The 16,391-nt window shown below is 39.6% G+C and carries 14 protein-coding genes; 7 read left to right on the plus strand and 7 right to left on the minus strand.

Annotation, left to right across the window (positions count from 1 at the left end; genetic code table 11):
• Positions 1-39: 39 nt before the first annotated feature.
• From tsaD to BM073_RS01780, 5 genes are read left to right on the plus strand one after another with little or no spacing between them, the layout of a single operon-like run.
• A complete protein-coding gene (gene tsaD / locus BM073_RS01760) occupies positions 40-1,053 on the plus strand; it encodes a tRNA (adenosine(37)-N6)-threonylcarbamoyltransferase complex transferase subunit TsaD (RefSeq protein ID WP_091649413.1) in 1,014 nt (337 codons plus the stop codon).
• Between the two features lies 1 nt (position 1,054).
• Positions 1,055-1,525, plus strand: coding sequence for an SsrA-binding protein (smpB, locus tag BM073_RS01765; protein WP_091649416.1), 471 nt, complete (start codon positions 1,055-1,057; stop codon positions 1,523-1,525).
• 28 nt (positions 1,526-1,553) lie between these two features.
• Positions 1,554-2,285, plus strand: coding sequence for a hypothetical protein (locus BM073_RS01770; RefSeq protein WP_091649419.1), 732 nt, complete (start codon positions 1,554-1,556; stop codon positions 2,283-2,285).
• 2 nt (positions 2,286-2,287) lie between these two features.
• A complete protein-coding gene (locus BM073_RS01775; RefSeq protein WP_091649421.1) occupies positions 2,288-2,797 on the plus strand; it encodes an HNH endonuclease in 510 nt (169 codons plus the stop codon).
• A 42-nt stretch (positions 2,798-2,839) separates the two neighbouring features.
• Complete coding sequence (locus tag BM073_RS01780; protein ID WP_091649424.1) at positions 2,840-3,292, plus strand: hypothetical protein; 453 nt, start codon at positions 2,840-2,842, stop codon at positions 3,290-3,292.
• A gap of 54 nt (positions 3,293-3,346) precedes the next feature.
• On the opposite strand, the gene BM073_RS01785 is transcribed toward BM073_RS01780, so the two are convergent.
• A complete protein-coding gene (locus BM073_RS01785; RefSeq protein ID WP_091649427.1) occupies positions 3,347-3,952 on the minus strand; it encodes a ribonuclease HII in 606 nt (201 codons plus the stop codon).
• Complete coding sequence (locus BM073_RS01790) at positions 3,924-6,596, minus strand: MGH1-like glycoside hydrolase domain-containing protein (protein WP_091649430.1); 2,673 nt, start codon at positions 6,594-6,596, stop codon at positions 3,924-3,926. The genes BM073_RS01785 and BM073_RS01790 overlap by 29 nt, the downstream gene beginning before the upstream one ends.
• A 278-nt stretch (positions 6,597-6,874) precedes the next feature.
• Here BM073_RS01790 and BM073_RS01795 point away from each other — a divergent pair, with 278 nt between their 5' ends.
• Positions 6,875-7,129 carry a hypothetical protein gene (locus BM073_RS01795; protein WP_139217421.1) on the plus strand — a complete coding sequence of 85 codons (255 nt, stop codon included), beginning with the start codon at positions 6,875-6,877 and terminating at the stop codon, positions 7,127-7,129.
• Between the two features lie 4 nt (positions 7,130-7,133).
• Here BM073_RS01795 and BM073_RS01800 read toward each other — a convergent pair whose 3' ends face one another.
• Both BM073_RS01800 and BM073_RS01805 read right to left on the minus strand, forming a co-directional pair.
• A complete protein-coding gene (locus BM073_RS01800) occupies positions 7,134-8,267 on the minus strand; it encodes a glycosyltransferase family protein (RefSeq protein ID WP_091649436.1) in 1,134 nt (377 codons plus the stop codon).
• A complete protein-coding gene (locus BM073_RS01805) occupies positions 8,264-9,133 on the minus strand; it encodes a UDP-2,3-diacylglucosamine diphosphatase (RefSeq protein WP_091649439.1) in 870 nt (289 codons plus the stop codon). The genes BM073_RS01800 and BM073_RS01805 overlap by 4 nt, the downstream gene beginning before the upstream one ends.
• 243 nt (positions 9,134-9,376) lie before the next feature.
• Here BM073_RS01805 and BM073_RS01810 point away from each other — a divergent pair, with 243 nt between their 5' ends.
• Positions 9,377-11,851: a S9 family peptidase gene (locus BM073_RS01810; RefSeq protein WP_091649443.1), complete on the plus strand. Its 2,475-nt coding sequence runs from the start codon at positions 9,377-9,379 to the stop codon at positions 11,849-11,851.
• A 658-nt stretch (positions 11,852-12,509) separates the two neighbouring features.
• Here the strand turns inward: BM073_RS01810 and BM073_RS01815 are convergent.
• The 3 genes from BM073_RS01815 to BM073_RS01825 all read right to left on the minus strand — a co-directional run bounded on the left by BM073_RS01815 (position 12,510) and on the right by BM073_RS01825 (position 16,351).
• A complete protein-coding gene (locus tag BM073_RS01815) occupies positions 12,510-14,006 on the minus strand; it encodes a M43 family zinc metalloprotease (protein WP_091649446.1) in 1,497 nt (498 codons plus the stop codon).
• A gap of 144 nt (positions 14,007-14,150) precedes the next feature.
• Complete coding sequence (locus BM073_RS01820; RefSeq protein ID WP_091649448.1) at positions 14,151-14,594, minus strand: hypothetical protein; 444 nt, start codon at positions 14,592-14,594, stop codon at positions 14,151-14,153.
• 239 nt (positions 14,595-14,833) lie between these two features.
• Positions 14,834-16,351 (minus strand): ArnT family glycosyltransferase, encoded by a 1,518-nt coding sequence (locus tag BM073_RS01825; RefSeq protein ID WP_245756346.1) that lies wholly within the window; start codon positions 16,349-16,351, stop codon positions 14,834-14,836.
• Between the last annotated feature and the right edge of the window lie 40 nt (positions 16,352-16,391).

A 16,391-nucleotide genomic window follows, 5' to 3' on the forward strand; every position in this document is an offset into this window, starting at 1 on the left:
CTTTGTATAAAAAATCCGTAACTTTCGCGTTCTTTTCCAATGGATACCAACGATATTTCTATTCTAGCAATTGAGTCCTCGTGTGACGAGACTTCTGCCTCTATAATCTTAAATGGCAAAGTACTTAATAATATTGTGGCCACACAATCAGTCCACGAAAAATATGGGGGTGTTGTTCCCGAATTAGCCTCTAGAGCGCATCAGGAGAATATTATTCCTGTGGTGCACGAGGCTTTGGAGTCTTCCGGGATTAGAAAGAATGATCTCAGTGCAATTGCCTTTACCAGAGGACCGGGCCTCATGGGAGCTTTGCTTGTGGGAGTAAGTTTCGCCAAATCCATGGCTTATGCTTTGAAGATTCCGCTGATTGAAATCAATCATATGCAGGCTCACGTATTGGCGCATTTCATAGAGGACCCTAAGCCTAATTTCCCTTTTATTTGTCTGACAGTCAGTGGAGGGCACACGCAGTTGGTCTTAGTCAAAGATTATCTGGATATGCAGGTCATTGGAGAGACAAGGGATGATGCGGTTGGGGAGGCATTTGACAAAACAGCCAAATTGCTAGGTTTACCTTATCCGGGAGGGCCTTTGATCGATAAATATGCCCAGTCAGGTAATCCAAAAGCTTTTGAGTTTCCAATCACTCGAATGCCTGAATTGGATTATTCTTTTAGCGGAATAAAAACTGCGGTTTTATATTTCTTGAGAGATCAACTGCAGCAGAATCCTACCTTCATTGAGGAAAACCTGAATGATCTATGCGCCAGTATACAGCATAGTCTTATTGAAATGTTGCTGATCAAATTGAAGGTAGCCGTCAAACAATATGGCGTGAAGGATGTAGCTATAGCAGGGGGCGTATCTGCAAATTCAGGTCTGAGAAATGCTTTGACAGATTTGGCCACAAAAAGAGGCTGGAATATTTTTATTCCGAAATTTGAATATTGTACGGATAATGCAGCCATGATTGCCATGGCAGCCCATTACAAATACTTAAAAGGAGATTTTTCATCCATGGATGTCACTCCTTTAGCAAAAATGAAAATCTAATATGGCTACCAAAGTCAATAAATTTGAGAAGCATATCAATATCAAAAACCGAAAGGCTAGCTTTCAGTTTGAGTTTATAGATACCTACGTTGCGGGAATGGTGCTGAAAGGCACTGAGATTAAGTCCATCCGAGAGAGTAAGGTGTCTTTGACTGAGGCCTTTTGTATTTTTTTGGATGGGGAGCTGTACGTGAGACAAATGCATATTGCCCCATATTCTATGGCTTCAAGCTATAATCATGAGGCTGTGAGAGATAGAAAGTTGCTTTTAAGTAAAAAAGAACTGGAAAAACTCGAAACTAAGTCGCAGGAAAAAGGTCTTACTATCATTCCGGTTCGTATATTTATCAACGACCGTGGAAAAGCAAAAATGGAAATTGCTTTGGGTCGAGGTAAAAAATTACACGACAAGAGACAGGATCTGAAGGAAAAAGATGCCAAAAGAGAACTCCAGCGAATGGCCCTTAAATGATATATTCGGAATTTGCCGGCAAACCATCTTGCCGGTTTATCGAAAACCTACAGTAGACTCAGCACTCCAAACCCAATTGCTTTTTGGTGAGTGCTATCAGGTGTTGGCAGTGAATTCTGGCCGAACTTGGTATCGTATTTTTCATGAAGATTCCCGAATGGGTGGCTGGATTAGCGCCAAATCATTAAAAGAAATTTCAGGAGGTGATTATCAGAATTTCCTCAATCAGGATTATCAAATTGTAACTAGCCCCATAGCTGCCATTGAGTATCTGGGCACAAACCTATATCTACTTCCCGGAAGCAGGCTCCATTTTTCTGATTTGGAATTATTCAATTGGCAGGATCATATTGGCTTTACCGGAACCACCAGGAGTCATGCTTTGAAAGCAGATCGGGAACAGTTGATAGATATTGCCTTGAAGTATGTCAATGCTCCTTGGCAAGCAGGAGGGAGAAGTATTTTTGGGCTCGATGAGATGCTGGGCTTTGCATTAATTTATTCCATAGGTGGGTATAACTGGTATTCAGACCATTTACCTGGAAGAATCATCCCATTTAATCATGCGATGCCGGGAGATTTATTTATTTTTCATGATGAAAAAACTGCCAAAGACTCATTTGCAATTTACTTGGGAATGGAAGAAGTCCTTTGGATGGATAATCGGATTAAAGTTTCTGATTTGGACGAGTGGCAGGCTTTTTTGAAAAACAATCAATCTCATCAAGTGGTTTTGGAGGCAAGAACGGTAGTTGTTTAGGTATGGAAAAGCGAGTTTTGGTGTTGAATTTGGATCATTCTCCCGTTGCGGTGGTAACTGTGCAAAAAGCATTGGTGTTAACCCTTTTGGAAAAGGCAAATGTACTTTCAACCTATGAACTCCTGGAAATCCGGACGGTAAGTCGCTCCTTTGCCTATCCTGCTGTCATTCGGCTAAATCAATATAAAAATATTCCCTACCGTGGGGTTTTATTAAATAGAGCCAATCTCTTTAGAAGGGATAGAGGGGAGTGTCAATATTGTGGAAGTCAGCGCCACCTTACAATTGACCATGTAATTCCAAAATCCAAGGGAGGGAAAACCAATTGGACCAATCTGGTAACGGCCTGTAATCGCTGTAATGTCAACAAAGGAGACAAGACTCCGGATCAGGCAGGTTTGACCTTGAAAACCACTCCATTTAAGCCTACACTAGCTTATTTTTTGGCAGATTACGCAGAGCGACAAGCTTCCGAATGGATTCCATTTTTAAATGTTAATGTGCCTCAATAGGACAAAATTTAATTTTGGCAACAAAATTGTACGAATGAAGACATGAATAGTCTTACCCTGATCCCTGCATTGATTCTTTCTTTTTTTCTGAATTTCAATCAAATCCAAATACAGGAGCTCCTTGGAAAGTGGCAGTTGGTTTATTTTGATGGAATAGAAAGAATTAGAAAATCCCCACAATTTTTAAATGCAGACTCGGCAACTCAAGCCAATATGCAATACAGAATTCAGTATAGACTTGAAAGCACTGTTTACCAGTTTTCTGCTGGTGACTCATTGAAATTTACAGATTTTGAAAATCAGCAATTGGTACTTAAAAAGGCCAAAGTCAAATTGGATGATCAAAATATCCTGACAATCTATGAGGGTAATGAAGTTAGGCAGGCAAAAATTGTAGAGTTTGACGCCAATAAGCTGGTGCTTCAGCCCATCAGTCAAAATCCAGGAGCAGGTAAATTAGTCTTCGAACGAATTATAGAGAAAAAAGAAAAGTAAAATCACCCTTAAAATAAATAAAGCCAGCAGTTTCTGATTGCTGGCTTTTTCTTTTCATTGGAGTCCCAAATCCAATTGTCTGGGTAGTAGTTGGAAACTTTTTCTATGCCAAGGACTGATTCCATGCTTTTGGATTCCTTCTCTGTGTGTCTTGGTTGGATATCCTACGTTGCTTTCCCACCCATAATGAGGAAATGAGGTTGCTAAGTCTTCCATTAATTGATCACGATGAACTTTCGCCAAAATAGATGCAGCTGCAATACTGGCGAATTTGCCATCCCCCTTAATGATGCATGAGTAAGAGTATTCCAATTTAGATTTCCATCTGTTGCCGTCAATAAGTAAATGTTCAGGCTTTATCTTCAGCATTTCTATTGCACGACTCATCGCAAGAAAAGAGGCATTCAAAATATTGATCTGATCTATTTCGGCGACGGTTGCTTCTGCAATAGCCCAGTCTAAGGACTTGTATTTGATTTCCTCAATCAATTCCTCCCTTTGGGATTTTCCCAGTTTTTTGGAATCATTGATCCAAGGATTTTCATAATCAGCAGGTAAAATTACCGCTGCAGCTACAACTGGACCAGCCAAACACCCTCTTCCCACTTCATCGCAACCCGCTTCTATTCTATTAGCTTCTAAATAGGGTAGCAGCGCCATATTTTATTGGTGTTTTCTCTTTATAAAATTTATGGATCATCTCCGCAACTAATCCTGTCCAGCCTGTTTGATGGGATGCTCCCAGTCCTTTTCCATTGTCTCCATGGAAGTACTCATAAAACAGGATATAATCTTTGAAATGAGGATCGTTTTGGAATTTCTGCTGATTGCCATACACTGGTCGGTGCCCGTTTTCATCTTTGGTAAAGATCTTGATACAGCGCATGGAAAGTTCCTTGGCTATCAAATCCATGGTCATGAAATTCCCTGAACCAGTTGGATATTCAATGGAAAAGTCACCTCCATAATAGAAGTCAAACTTTTTCAAGGACTCTATGATTAGGTAGTTGATCGGAAACCAGATCGGACCTCTCCAATTGGAATTACCTCCAAACATTCGGGTATCCGATTCTCCCGGAGTGTATTTGATTGAGAAAGTATCCCCATTGATTTTCATGGTATATGGATGCCTTTGATGGAATTTAGATAGAGATCTAATTCCAAATTCGCTCAAAAACTCCTCTGAGTCCAGCATCTTATGAAGAACGCTCTTCATTCTGTGTCCTCTCAATAGGGAGAAAAGCCTTCGCTTATCGTATCCAGGTTGGATCCAGCTAGAAACCAAGGCTGCTAGCTTGGGTTTTTCCCTTAAAAAAAAGTCTAGTCTTTTCTTAAACTCCGGTAATTGATCGAAGAGATCTTCGCGGATAGGTTCAACTGCAAATAATGGAATTAAGCCTACTATAGAGCGAACCTTCATCTTTTTGGATTCCTTACCAGGCACGTGGAAAATATCATAAAAGAAGCTGTCATCATCATCCCATAAGGATATATGTTCAGCGGAGATATTATTCATTGCCCCTGCTATATAAAGAAAGTGCTCTAGAAATTTGGTGGCAGTAAACTGGTACACCTTGTTGAATTCGCACAGGTCCAAAGAAATACGGAGCATGTTAAGCGAAAACATAGCCATCCAAGAAGTGGCATCAGCCTGCTCTAATTTTCCCTGATAGTGTTGGGCGTGGCTTCTATCAAAAAGGGAGATATTGTCCAATCCCAAGAAGCCTCCTTCGAAGATGTTTTTTCCGTCGGAGTCCTTTTGATTGACCCACCAGGTAAAATTCAGCATCAGCTTGTGGAGGGCTCGCTCCAAGAATTCCTGATCTCCCTTGCCTCCGTTGGCTTTTTTATCAATCTGGTATACCCGCTGTACCGCATAAGCATGCACAGGAGGGTTTACGTCTGAGAAATTCCATTCATAAGCAGGAATTTGACCATTGGGATGCATGTACCATTCATTCAGCAGCAGGAGTAGCTGATCTTTGGCAAACTCTGGGTCAATTCTAGCAATGGGAATACAGTGGAAAGCCAAGTCCCAAGCAGCGTACCAAGGGTACTCCCATTTATCAGGCATGGAGATAATATCATAGTTTTGAAGGTGCCTCCAATGATGATTTCTCCCTTTTTTTCGTTCTTTTGGCGGAACATACCTTCCGGGATCGCCTTCCAGCCAGCGCTCCACATCGTAATAGTAAAATTGTTTGGACCACATCATCCCAGCAAAAGCCTGACGTTGAATTCTTTTAAGATCCGGATCAGTTACACGATGCTGAAGCTTTGAATAGAATTCATCCGCTTCCTTTTTTCTTTGTTCCAAGCAGGGATCACAGGCTTCTAATGGATTATCATCTAGCTGATGCTGCATGCGTAAATTCACCACGGCACTTTCTCCTGCAGGTATCTCCAGTTTGTAAATGGCTGCTGCCTTGGTGCCATGGAAAGCTGGATTCAGTTTGCTTTCATCACCATTGACCACAAAGTCATTGATAGCGTCCTTAGTGAAATTCCTTTCATTCGGAATTCCATATAAGCGCTCCCGGTTGGTTTCATTATCACAAAAACGGATATCTGGATTTCCCTCGAAGGAAACAGAGTAGTTTCCTGATTTGGGGCTAAAGGCCTTGATTCTGTTAGATTTGGTCAAGCTGATTTTAGGCATGAAGGGTTCATGCCCGGTAAACCAGGTTTTTCTAAACCAGAAGGTAGGCATCACCCAAATGGTAGCTTTTTCCGGACCTCTGTTGTGGATGGTAGCTTTAGCAATAATATCCTCAAAATCATGTTTGGCATATTCGATAAATATATCGAAGTACCTATCATCGTCGAATACGCCAGTATCTATAAGTTCAAATTCAGGGTCAGTTTTGCCCCTTCTTTTACTTTCTTCAATGAGTTTTTGATAGGGAAATTCTGCTTGAGGATACTTATAAAGCATCTTCATGTAAGAATGAGTAGGAGTTGAATCAAGGTAATAGTAAATCTCCTTGACATCTTCTCCGTGATTTCCCTGATTTCCGGTAAGTCCAAAAAGGCGTTCTTTTATAAAAGGATCTTTGCCATTCCAAAAAGCCCAGGCAAGACAAAGCTTCTGCTTGTAATCGGAGATTCCGGCTATCCCTTCTTCTCCCCAGCGATAGGCTTTACTTCGGGCATCATCGTGGGTCACGTTTTCCCAGGCAGATCCATCGGGACTGTAATCTTCCCGAACGGTTCCCCACTGCCTCTCAGTGAGATAGGGTCCCCACTTTTTCCAATGCTTTATAAAATCCCTATCCTCTTTTAATCGTTTATGTTCGGCTGACATGTAAGTTCTCTAGGTTGAGCAAGTTTCGAAATTAGAATAATTCAGAGACTTAATTTCAAATTTAGCTTTTCTGTTTTGTATCTGGTAGTTGAATTGATTTTTCTGAGAAAGTCCAAGCACTACTTCCTTTCAAATTCAATTCAATTAGCTACTGTAAGCCAAATGTTTTTAAAAATAAAAGCGAAAGTAATTCTAGACAGATTAGCTTTTCATCAAGCAGCAATTCTACAAAAATTAATGTAGTCCCTGCTGTTCAAAGCAATGAAGTCAGAAGCTATTTGAGACTTTATAGCGAGTATCAAGCTATGGCTAATGAGAATCGGATTTTTGCAAATTGGACTTACTCGAAGATTCAGCAGATGGAAACCAAGTTTAAAGAACTAGAAGCTCGATACATGGGGCTTTCCATCATTGAAAGAAGAGGTATTAATCGTGCTAATTTTCCTTTCATAAGGCTTCAGAAGGACGGAATGACTATTTATAAAAGACCCGAAGATTTAAGTGCTGAAGAAAGAAAAAATTTAGCTTGTTAGGAAATTATCCATATGCATGATTTGAGTTAGGGAAGGAGCCTTCAGGCCAGATAACCTGAGAGCTCCTTTTTTCTAATGTCAAATCCTCAATAATCCCAGACCAGCTTTCCACCCAGCTTTGATATTTTTTCACAGCTTCCTTATCCTTAATTCCTGTTTTTTCTAAAAGCTTGAAATTAAACTCTGATGCGGCTATCCCTATCTTTCTTTCTTGAATTTCAATGGCATTGCAAGCTTGTTCGTATTGACCTTCTACTGGGATGACCATGATTTGCTTCCCGAGGTACAATGCTTCGCAAATTGACTCAAATCCAGCTGTGCATACCAAACCTTTGCAAGCTGCCATATCCTCCAAAAACTTCTGATCATTTACCTGTTGAAGGCTGAGATTAGGGCTGGGATGGATAATTTCATTTTCTCCTTTCTTATCCCAATAGGCCTTTATTTTGATTTGAGAATTGCTCCTTGCAAATGCGATCAAGTCTTCAGCATAGCCGGGGTTTACCATGTAAGCAAGGTAAAAGTCACCTGGATATGGGTTCAAATACTTTAACTCTCTTCGTAGAAGCGGGGGAACAACTGTGATTTTACCTTCTGCTTCCAGTGGTTCAAAAGACAAGGCTAGAATTTTATTGGCTGTCCAAGCACTTAAACTGGTGTTGAATTGGTATAGCAGCCGTTCTATTTTTCTTTTTTTGGGAAAGAGATAATTACTATGATTGATCAAATATTGATGGCCAATTACCCAAAACTCAGCTTTTGGTCTAAAAAATCCGGTATACAGTCCCCCCAATAAGTCATAAAAATTTAGAATCACATCCGGCTGATGCCTTTGATTGATCAAATGGATCTCGCGAAGGCTATTTATGAAAATCGGTGCTTTCAAAAAGTTTTTTCGAAGGGTTTTAGAAAGGCTGATTTTTTTATTTCCCCCATCCGTTTCAAAGTTTGGGCTGGGAATCCAGTGGATAGGGACATTAATTTCTCTTTTAAAAAAATCCGGTATGGCTCTCCGCTTGCTTTTTCCTAGGATCACAGCGCAAACTTCATGGCCTTGGGATCTGATAAGCTGAGAAAATGAGATAGCCTGAGTCATATGGCCGCGACCTTCTCCCTGAACGATGAATAGAAATTTCATGATCGAAATGCGGGTGGGTTTAGGTCGTCTTTTTTATTCTCAAAGGAAACTTGCCTAAGCGGAATAATGCCTTCTTCACTTCCACCTTCGAAAAAGCTGATAATTTGATGATCTCTGATTTCTTTGAAATCTATTTCGTTATAGTAGATCAACTGCCAATTCCCCTCATGATCCTCTGCCAGAGCTGACATTGTCTCAACCCAATCACCGGAATTCAGGTAATGAACTTTATCAATTTCCCGATTCTCAGCCTTATGAATATGACCGCATATAATGCCATCGCAGCCTTTAGCCCTGGCCATTTTGGCAAGCTCTTTTTCATATTCATCGATGTAAGAAACTGCAGACTTTACCTTGGATTTGACATATTGAGAAAGTGAAAAGTAGGGTAGACCTCTTTTGAATCTATAATGATTGACAATTCGGTTAAGCCATAGCAAAAAGGTATATCCCACATCACCCAAATAGGCAATCCATCTGAGATTGGTCGTTATGCTGTCAAAAATATCTCCATGGGTGATAAAATATTTTTTCCCCTGGCTTTCATAAATCATATCCGTTTGGATCGATAAATTCCCAATCTGCAAGGGGAGAATTTGATCCAAAAAATCATCGTGATTACCCCTTAGGTAGTACACCTTGGTTTGATGATTTTCTATCATTTTAAGGATTCTATTAAAAAATCGCGTGTGTTTTCTTTTCCATGTTCCTGATTTTTTAAGCTGCCAACCATCTATGATGTCTCCATTAAGTATGAGATTTTCACAGCGGTATTGCTTAAGAAATCTCGCTATTTCTTTGGCTTTGGATCCTCTGGTACCCAAATGCACATCGGATACAACAATGGTTTTGAAATGGGTCTTCACGCTTTTGTTTTGATCGAAAGGTAGTCTCCCAAATTGAATCCAGCATGTTTAGGTTGTTAAGTATTTACTATGAATCCAGAAGATTATTTGGCGAATATGAAGTGCCCGTTAAGTGAATATGAATTATCTGTATGACTGAAGCTCAGAGAGATCAAAAGGCTTTTCTTTCCCCTTTTTACGCAAGCGGTAAAGTAGCTTAAAGTCCTGTTTTTTAGTTTCGTCAGAAAATAAACTATAGAGATTATGCGTAGAATTTTACTCGCCTTTGGGTTCTTTTTGGCTTTTGCCACAAGTCATGCCCAAGAGCCTGTTTACTCTGGTAATTATGAATTGGCATCTCGTTTTTCCCCTGAGAAGCTAAAGAAGATGATCTTTTCCACCAGTGTTAACCCACATTGGATGAAAAAATCAGATCGTTTTTGGTACGAATACGAAACCAGCGAAGGAAAGCGCTGGTATGTGGTGGATCCGGTTAGAAGAAGTAAGTCCGAAATGTTTGACAGGGATAAGCTTGCAGCTGAGATCACCCGTGCGGTGAAGGATCCTTTTGATGGGCAGCATTTAAAATTGGATGATTTGAAACTGATGGATGATGAAAACACCATCCGATTCAAAGTAAAAAGTACAGCGGATGTCCTCAAATCAGACTGGGCTGAAATCAAGGAAAAGAACAAAAATTCCAAGGACTCCTTGGAGAAAAAAGTGCACACTTTTCTGTATAATATTTCAACTCAGCAGTTGACGGAAATTGAAACGGAAAAAGATCCGAAAAGGCTTTCATGGGCTAATATTTCACCTGATTCCTCCAAAGTGGTGTATATGAAAAATTACAACCTCTACTGGATGGATAAGGAAAATTTCCTCAAAGCGGTGAAAGATGAAAAAGATTCAACAATAGTTGAAAATCAATTGACTGAAGACGGAGAGAAGGATTATGAATACGGCTGGGGTGGTCGTGGGGATGACAATGTAGAAGAGGAAAAATCCAAAGATGACCGCAAAAGGGCAGGTGTACTTTGGAGCTCTGACAGCAAGCAGTTTGTAATGACTCGAACAGATCAAAGAGATGTAAAAGACCTTTGGGTAATTCATAACACCCGAAATCCTCGTCCTACCTTGGAGACCTATAAGTATGCTATGCCTGGAGAAAAGGAACAGCCTCAAACTGAGCTTTTGCATTTCTCCTTTGATCAGATGGAAATGAAGAAACTTCCAATTTCCACCTTCAAGGATCAGACTGTTTCACTTTGGTCTACTACTCCTCCGGCAAATACCAGAGATGATGATTTCAGACCAGCGACATGGTTGGGTAATCTCAACGAGTTTTACTTTGCTATCACTTCCCGGGATTTGAAAAAAGTGGATGTGGTAAGATGGAACTTAGCTTCCAATCAGAAAGAAGTAGTGATTGAGGAAAGAAGCAATACCTACATTGATTTTGAAAAGCTGGAATTGGTAGGAAATGAATTGATTTGGTGGTCTGAACGTGATGGTTGGGGACACTTTTACCTGTATGGAAAAGACGGAACTTTGAAGAGACAATTGACTTCCGGTCCTTACCATACCGCTGGTGCAGCACGAGTTGATGCCAAAAACAGAAAACTCTACTTTGTAGCCAATGGACGCGAGAAAGGTGAAGATCCTTACTACGAGCATCTTTATTCCGTGAGCTTGGATGGTGGTGCAGTGAGCCTTTTAAATGCCGGTGATTTCAATCATGATATCGACATCAATGACAATGCAAGCTTCTTTGTAAATACTTATTCCCGTGTGAATACTACGCCGGTTTCTGTGTTGAAAGATAGAAATGGGAACAAGGTGATGGATCTTGAAACAGCAGATTTAAGTCAATTATTCGCAGCGGGCTATCAGTTTCCTGAGCCTTTCAAATTCAAGGCAGATGATGGAATTACTGATTTGTATGGTGTCATGTATAAGCCTTTCGATTTTGACTCAACCCGCAAGTATCCGATCATAGAATATGTGTATCCTGGACCTCAGACAGAAGCAGTGAATAAGTCTTTCGGCAGAAGTATGGATAGAACAGATAGGTTGGCCCAATTTGGTTTTGTGGTAGTTACATTAGGTAATAGAGGAGGACATCCAGCACGCTCTAAGTGGTACCACAATTATGGCTATGGAAACCTGAGAGATTATGGTTTGGCTGATAAAAAAGCGGCCGTAGAGCAATTGGCAGACCGTCATGACTTTATTGATAGAAGCAAAGTAGGTATCCATGGGCATTCAGGTGGAGGCTTTATGTCTACAGCCGCCATGCTGGTTTACCCAGATGTATTCAAAGTGGCTGTTTCTTCGGCTGGAAATCATGAGAATAATATCTATAACCGTTGGTGGTCAGAGAAACATCATGGAGTGAAAGAACAAATTTCACCTAAAGGTGATACTACCTTTGTTTATCAGATTGAAAAGAATCCTGACTTGGCTAAAAACTTGAAGGGGCATCTGATGCTCTCAACCGGTGATGTGGATAATAATGTGCATCCTGCGGGCACTATCCGCATGGCTAATGCTTTGATCAAAGCCGGAAAGCGTTTTGAATTTGTGATTCTACCTGGTCAGAGACATGGCTATGGAGACATGACTGAGTATTTCTTCTGGAAAATGGGAGATTACTTCGTTCGCCATCTATTGGGTGATAATACTCCACCACCGGTGGACATGATAGAAATGCAAAGAGATAAACCTAAGGATAAGTGAGAAAGCTGAAATAAGAAAGCTAATAAATGGCTTAGAGATTAGTGGTGTTTGTTGCGGGTTGATTGCAGCAGGCACCACTTTTTTTGTATTGATACTTTTTAAGAAAAATATAAAAGTTTGACCCCTTAAGGTCAGGATGGTCTAGTCGTGCTGTTTGCTTTCCACGGGTTGCAACGTGGTTATTGGGATGTTCAATCCGTTCAGGATTGTTTCTTTAGGATGGTATTGGTCAAATGATTAAATAACCACGAGGTGGTTCAACTCCTCAATAGCCGTCAGTGAAACTGGGGACCAAATGAGCCTATTATTGTGGCCCCCAACTCTGAAGGAGTTTAACTCTAAAGTTTGACCCCTTAAGGTCAGAAAGGTCAAATCGTGTTGCTTGCTTTTCTCGGGTTGAACCTGCCTACCAGCAAAGGCAGGCCCGTGGTTATTATAGAGTTCAATCCGTTCAGGATTATTTTCTATTGATATAGCTTACATGGATGCTAAAATCATAAGCTGTCGAACTTCTATAAAAGTCTGTATCATATCATAACCACGAAGTGGTTTAACTCTTTAATAGCCCCCAGTGAAACTGGGGGCCTAAGGAGTCATCCTTTAGTGCGCCACAACTCTGAAGGAGTTGAACTCAAAGATTAAGCTATTATTAGACAGTTTATTCAATCGGTTTAACCCCCGGATCAAATACTCCACGAACCCAAGGTTTTGATTGACTTCTGCCATTTGGATTGACATTTGTTGGTAAAAAATACCCTATATCTATCGTGGATCTCATTTTATTGACTTGATCTAAAGTGAAACTATTATGGACACTTGGGAAGTAGTCCATCACGTTAGTTGGGTAAAAATATTCTCCATCACAGTTTGTCTTAAATAGGCTCTTGGTTTTCTTTGTATCGTCGTTATAAGAATCTGTATCCATAAACCCATCTCCATTCAAACAGTATTTTCCAACAGAAAAGGGATGAGGCAAACCCAAAAAGTGTCCTGCCTCATGAATCATAGTAAAAGTATTTAAACGCTTTGTGATAACAAATCCGTAAAACCTAGAAAGCTTTTCATCTGATAAAGGTGGATAAAATGCAAACCCACCAGCGCCGTCAACGTTCATTACAAACACATTGACATAATTATTTGGGTCCCACATGTTATCAAATAAGTATTTATAAGTTTTTTCATCTCCATATAGGTATGAATTTTTTTCCGAAAAAACCCGATTGATTCCTGGTTCAGGCAAAGGAAAACCATCTGGTCCAATTAAGGCTGGAAAGAACTCTAAATTGGGGTCCACCTGATTATGTCCTTTCCTCAACTGAGAACTTTTTCTGCCTTGTAGCCATTCATTTGTTTCATGCAAAAGCTCGATAATTTTTTCTTGTGAGGGATTTTCTGTAGTTCCTTTTTCTTGTCCTGAATGGATAATATGGAAAATGATTGGTAAAGAATATTTCCTGGAAAGGTCAGGCAGTTCTCGGGAGAAAAGTATTTCAACTTCACTTTTTTTATCCCCAATTTCTACCCAAAACGGGATTTCACCTGACCTTAAAACTGGAACCCTATGGAGGCTCTCCAAGACCTTACCATCAAAAAAGAATTTATAATCAGGCTTTTCATTTTCAGGAAATTCCTTTCCCCTGTAATCATAAATGCTCGCATTGAAATCCACAAAAGATCTACCGGAAATTGCATATGGAGCCTTTGTGGAATCAGCCATAGAAGCCTTAAACTTTGAAACATAAGTCTTTGGGTCAACATCAATTACTCTGATTTTTAAGGTTTTACTCTTTATTCGACCGATTTTCCCATAAAGTTCAAATTCTTTTTCTTGATGAAGTGGTATTCTTGGAGGGTTTGAACTTTTTTTTCCATCAATGAAATATTGAATTGAAGGATTAAATTCCAAAGTTATTTCATCTCCAAATGCTCCAAAAAACTTTGGTGTAAGGTTCAATTCGTGAGTTCCCTGCCAAATCACGAAAACCGAGTCATATGGTATTAATTCAAAGTCGGTAACAAAGTCAAAACCTTCAGGAAGAGGATCCTCTTTTTCTCCGCATGAATTCAGAAATAACAGCCCCAAAGAAATAAAAACCCCGAAAATGATTTTTTGAATTTTTCGGAAATAGAAGAAAAAATCTAATTGGCGAATCATAAAAATGAATAGTTTGTGTTCAAAATTCAAACTAAGAAAAAATTTAATTTAATCTTATAATTTATCTGATTTTTTAATAGAGCAAATTCATGAATTTAGATATATAGGCTCTGTAATATCAAAATCTCGACCTTGTCTTCAATTTCAATAAAGAGGCTTTATTAGTAGTGTCGGATTTTCTGAATAATCTAATTTCTGAAGTGGCATCTTGCTATTGATGTCAGGTAATGGAACAGCCAGCAATGAAAAATTCATTTGGGGCATTGGGTTTTCACTATACACTATGATTCTTTGAGTGGGGTCTTTAGAATAAAATTTAGGCTTTTTTACTAAATCAAATTCCTCAACTTGGAAATCAAGATAGCTATTGGAAGTTTTTTTATTCAATCCATAGCCAAAGGTTGAAAATGGCTCAATTGGAACTCCTAAATCAATATTGTTTCGAATCTTGAAAGATTCAAAATCTTGAGTCTGTCCATTATGGTCCTGTCCGTTTCGGGCTTGTCCGTTTTGGGCATGGTTATCTTGTGCCTTTCCAAAATTCACTAAAAATAGAAAGCTTGCAATGAAGGCTAATATTGGTTTCATAGTTTACTTTTTTAGACCTATGAAAAATAATTTAATAAGCAGTTGATTACTAATTTTTTAACATCTTTTCATGGTTGGCTATTTCCTAAAAAAGTATTTGCTCATAAAGGGTTACTTCGAATAAGATAGTGCTCAAAATATTATTGGGAATGCCCATTGTAAGCTTCAGTCTTCTTTCTTCCAGCCTACTAATGGAAAAAGATTTGGTTAAGGTAGATGAGATTCAGGTTTATCAAATTTCAATTCTCTTCTCTTTCCCACATTTTTTTCTCTTCCCTTATCTCTTCTTCCAAGATTGGGTTGACAGGGATTTTAGCTCCTCGAAGATAGTGTACAGTCGTTCCTTTCTCTCGTGCTAAGGGATGATTGACTTTACCAATCAATCTATGTTCCTCAAAAAAATTGATCTCTTCCTCAGTTAGTTTTTCAAAATCACTTCTCACCAAAATCAGATGATCCACCGGCTCTTCCAAATCAAACCAATACAAATAATCCGCATTCATAGTAAAGGCTTTTAACCCTAGTGTTTGGGTATAAAAATTAATCGCTCCAGCCTGTCCGTAATTGGTGCAAATCACCATTGTCCGACCTTTTTCAGGCATTTGAGCAAAAGCTTCATCTACCAAGGTGGCCATCTCCTTCCATCCCAGCATATCGGCAAAATCCTGAGGTAAAGGATACTCTTTTCCATCTTCCCATCGGTTGAGACCAAGCTTGGAATAAGCAGGAGGAGAGTTAAGAACTCTTTCAGGAGAGTAAAAAGGATGGATCAGGGGAACAGCTGGAACAAATAAGCCAATTGGTAAGATAAGGAGAGCTGAACGAAGTAAGTTTTGTCTGATAGCTTGTTTAAATAAGGATGAATTTCGGATAAATTCAGATAGCTGAAATGCTCCAAAAGCAACGATTACAGGATAAAGCCCGATGGCATAATAGGCTTTGGCTTTGAAGAAGGTAAATAGGGCTAGGGTCAAGACAAAAGTCCATGGGATAAGTCTGTAATCCCTGTATTTTTTTGAAAATGCCAATGCTCCAAATCCGATGATCCAGATAAAAAGTGATGGATAAAAAAACAGCAATTGCTCCATCAAAAAGCCAATTCTGGAATTGTTGGCCAATTGATACCGACTGAGATAGTCCATATGGGTGAGTACAGGCCAGCCATTCTTCCATTGCCAAAGGAGGTTTGGAGAAATAAGAAGTATGAAAATTAATATGGCAAATAAGACCTGCTTGCTGATGAGCAATTTTCTTTGGGGAGTGGCTAGGATTCCTAAGAGAAGCCCCAAACCTAAAAAGGCAATGGAATATTTATTCAGAAAGCCAAAAGCAAAACTGAGAGCTATTCCATACCAGTTTTTAGGATCCTGATCTCGGATTAACTTTACCAAAAAGTAAAATACCAAAGTCCAGCAAAGAATATCTACCGAATTAGGCTGATAGAGGATGTTGAGTCGGATCAGAGCCGAACAAAGTAAGGCCACAGCACTGAGACTTTTGGCGAAAAGATCTCCTCCTAATTTCCCGACCAACTTCCAAATCACCCAAATAGTCAATGCCCCATAAAGTGCGGGAAAAAATCGAACCCAAAATTCTGTATTTCCTAACCATCGAATCAGTAAAGAATTCCAAGAAGTGAAAGGCGGAACGGAAAGGTAGCCCCAAGCCAAATGATCCGCTTGATCCAAGTGCAAAAATTCATCGCGGTGGAGCTCAAAATCCGGATGAACTACCAGCCATTGGAGGATGAATTTCAAACAAATAAAAAATGATAATATCAGGTAATCCCTTCTCATT

The organism is Algoriphagus ornithinivorans (assembly GCF_900115305.1).
Lineage (GTDB): Bacteria > Bacteroidota > Bacteroidia > Cytophagales > Cyclobacteriaceae > Algoriphagus > Algoriphagus ornithinivorans.

Coding starts and splice junctions, on each gene's coding strand:
- tsaD (WP_091649413.1), top strand. CDS start 40: ATGGATACCAACGATATTTCTATTCTAGCAATTGAGTCCTCGTGTGAC.
- smpB (WP_091649416.1), top strand. CDS start 1,055: ATGGCTACCAAAGTCAATAAATTTGAGAAGCATATCAATATCAAAAAC.
- BM073_RS01775 (WP_091649421.1), top strand. CDS start 2,288: ATGGAAAAGCGAGTTTTGGTGTTGAATTTGGATCATTCTCCCGTTGCG.
- BM073_RS01780 (WP_091649424.1), top strand. CDS start 2,840: ATGAATAGTCTTACCCTGATCCCTGCATTGATTCTTTCTTTTTTTCTG.
- BM073_RS01785 (WP_091649427.1), bottom strand. CDS start 3,952: ATGGCGCTGCTACCCTATTTAGAAGCTAATAGAATAGAAGCGGGTTGC.
- BM073_RS01790 (WP_091649430.1), bottom strand. CDS start 6,596: ATGTCAGCCGAACATAAACGATTAAAAGAGGATAGGGATTTTATAAAG.
- BM073_RS01800 (WP_091649436.1), bottom strand. CDS start 8,267: ATGAAATTTCTATTCATCGTTCAGGGAGAAGGTCGCGGCCATATGACT.
- BM073_RS01810 (WP_091649443.1), top strand. CDS start 9,377: ATGCGTAGAATTTTACTCGCCTTTGGGTTCTTTTTGGCTTTTGCCACA.
- BM073_RS01815 (WP_091649446.1), bottom strand. CDS start 14,006: ATGATTCGCCAATTAGATTTTTTCTTCTATTTCCGAAAAATTCAAAAA.
- BM073_RS01820 (WP_091649448.1), bottom strand. CDS start 14,594: ATGAAACCAATATTAGCCTTCATTGCAAGCTTTCTATTTTTAGTGAAT.